At 68.8% G+C, this 2,487-nt stretch carries 2 protein-coding genes and 1 pseudogene; 1 reads left to right on the top strand and 2 read right to left on the bottom strand.

The features are described 5' to 3' along the window. Positions 1-198: pseudogene (locus tag VF665_RS09800) on the top strand (NAD-dependent deacetylase); the annotation flags it as partial. A gap of 211 nt (positions 199-409) precedes the next feature. Here the strand turns inward: VF665_RS09800 and VF665_RS09795 are convergent. Both VF665_RS09795 and speB read right to left on the bottom strand, forming a co-directional pair. After that, entirely contained in the window at positions 410-643 is a 234-nt protein-coding gene (locus VF665_RS09795; protein WP_331053240.1) for a hypothetical protein, read from the bottom strand. A gap of 165 nt (positions 644-808) precedes the next feature. Further along, complete coding sequence (gene speB, locus VF665_RS09790; protein ID WP_331053239.1) at positions 809-1,747, bottom strand: agmatinase; 939 nt, start codon at positions 1,745-1,747, stop codon at positions 809-811. Between the last annotated feature and the right edge of the window lie 740 nt (positions 1,748-2,487).

Raw genomic sequence — 2,487 nt, 5'->3', positions numbered from 1 at the left:
GTGCTGCTGGTGGCGGGGTCGTCGCTCACGGTGTACTCGGGGCGCCGCTTCATCTACCGGGCACAGCAGGACGGCATTCCCATCGCCGTCGTCAACGTGGGCCCCACCCGCGCGGATGACTGCGCGGCGGTCAAGGTGGAGGACCGGTTGGGAACCGTGCTCCCCCACCTCGCCTCCGTCCTCACGGCCCCGCGCTGATTCTCCACCCCGCGGGTGATGACGAGCGGAAGGCCGTGCACCGCGGATGGCGGTGCACGGCCTCTTTTCGCTTACAAGGCGGTGCGCGCTCCGAGCGGATGTATCCGCCGCTCGAACCGCGGGAAGCCCCGACACGTCGCCCACAGGCGCCGTTCGAGGCTACAACTGACCCGCGATTGTTCCGGCGATCTCCCGCTCGGCCGGCTGCCTGTCAGGCGGACTTCTCGATGTGCTGTACGAGTTCGTCGTCGGAGAGGTTGTCGGACCAGCCGGCGGGCAGCTCCATTTCCACGGTCTGCGCGCCGCCCGTGGGGGTGGCGATCACGCGGAACCGGTCGGTGCCCTCAACCCGCGCGGCCTCACTCTTTCCCTCCGGGTCGAGCCCCGCGTACGCCTCCACGCAGCTCCACGTCGTCCCGTTCCCATCCGTCACTTCGCGCGGCATTCAGCTCTCCTGATCATCGGGTTCGGCTTCGTTCACCCGCCTTGTTGAGCGGGAAGCATGCCCGGAATCCACATCGTCCGCGATCCGTGGCGTTTGATCGAGGAAAAGAGAAGCGGCCGGCGGAAAACTCCGCCGGCCGCTCTTCATCCATCCACCCGCGCTGTGTCAGCCGCGGCTGGCGGCCAGGCCGCGGTACGCCACCATCTTGTGCACCAGCTTGGCGACCACGAAGTCCGGCGCCGCGTTGCCGCCGATGGGCGCGAGCTCCACCACGTCCGCGCCGACCACGTTCTTTGTCTCGAACACGCGGCGCAGCAGCTTCATCGTGGGATACCAGGTCATGCCGCCAGGCTCCGGCGTGCCCGTGGCGGGCATGAGCGAGGGATCGAAGTAGTCCACGTCAAAGGTGATGAAGACGTCGTCGCCCAGCGCGGCCAGGGCGCGGTCGATCCACGCCTCGTTGTCCCACATCTCATCGGCGAAGATGGTGGTGATGGTGCCTTCGCGCTCGCGGATCAGCGCGCGCTCCTCGCTGGTGATGGCGCGGATGCCCACCTGCACCAGGTCGCACGTGTCGATGATGCGCGCCATCACGGCGGCGTGCGAGTAGGGCGATCCCTCGTACTCCATCCGCAGGTCGCCGTGGGCGTCGAACTGTAGCACGGAGAGCTTGCGGCCCTCCGCCTGCCGGGCCGCGTACGCCAGGATGGGCGCGCTGCTGATGCTGTGCTCGCCGCCCAGCCCGATGACGAAGCGGTCGCCCGCCTCGGCCAGGATGGCGTCGTACGCTTCGCGCAATTCGTGGACGGCGGCCTCGGGACCGGCGCTGGTCAGGTGCAGCGCGGGGAGCGTGCACACGCCGATGGCCGGGCCGGGCTCCGTATCCAGTTCCTGGTCGTACAGCTCGATAAACCGCGACGCCTGGATGATGGCGTCGGGCCCCAGCTTGGTGCCGCCCTGGTACGAGACGGTGGACTCGTACGGGATGGGGAGGATGACGACGCCGGCGTTCTGCCAGCTCGCGTCATCGCCTTCCAGGCCCAGGAAGTTGCGGGGGAGTTCCCAGGAAAGGTCCTTCAGCGACTCGGGAAGTTCGACGGACATCGGCTCCGGTCCTCGTGATGTGCGATGGAAGTCGCGCCAGTGGCTGGGCGCGGCGCGACAATGTGGGGCGCCGGGCCGGAGGGTGAAAGTGCGCGGGGGAATTCGGCGCGGGGCGGCGAGGCCGGGGCGGCCCCCACCCGGGCTCGCATTACTCGCCAACCCTCCCCCAAAACAGACTGGGGGAGGGTTGGGGCGGGCGGAGGGTTGGGGCCGGCTGCGTAGCCTGGTCCGGCCGGCCCGAGGCTGGGCTGAGGCTGGGCTGAGGCTGGGCTGAGCGAGTGAACTCGCCGCAACAACCGCTGAAAGCCTCACGGTACTGCTGTGAGGCTGCTCCTGCGCGGGCGAGGGATCCGGCGGAAGCCACAACCTCGCTGAGCGAATGAATTCGCCGCAACAACGGCGGAAAGTCCCCCCAAACAGACGGGGGGACTTCACCTGCACGGGGCGGCGGGTGACGGTGTGGGCGAGCAGAGATCGGCGTAGCCCCGGCCTGAGCGGATGAATCCGCCGCTCCAGAAGCGGTAAGCCCCGACTCGTGGCCGCTGTCGCGTCCACGATCGGGGCTTCAACCGACCCGGCGGATGGCTCGGCGGGGTGGTGAGGTGGGTCTGGCTCCAGCCCGGCTGAGCGACTGAAGTCGCCGCAACAACGGCTGAAAGCCTCACGGTACTGCTGTGAGGCTGCCCTGCACGGGCGATCACTTCGGTGCCGAACGCGACCGTCGTGCTGTTCCCTTCCCG

The sequence above is a fragment of the Longimicrobium sp. genome, from assembly GCF_036387355.1.
Classification (GTDB): domain Bacteria; phylum Gemmatimonadota; class Gemmatimonadetes; order Longimicrobiales; family Longimicrobiaceae; genus Longimicrobium.
Note: the sequence above shows the minus strand (reverse complement) of the source record. Positions and strands in the feature narration are given on the sequence as shown.

Excerpts from the sequence above, each read along its gene's own strand:
- VF665_RS09795 (WP_331053240.1), bottom strand. The coding sequence starts at position 643 with ATGCCGCGCGAAGTGACGGATGGGAACGGGACGACGTGGAGCTGCGTG.
- speB (WP_331053239.1), bottom strand. The coding sequence starts at position 1,747 with ATGTCCGTCGAACTTCCCGAGTCGCTGAAGGACCTTTCCTGGGAACTC.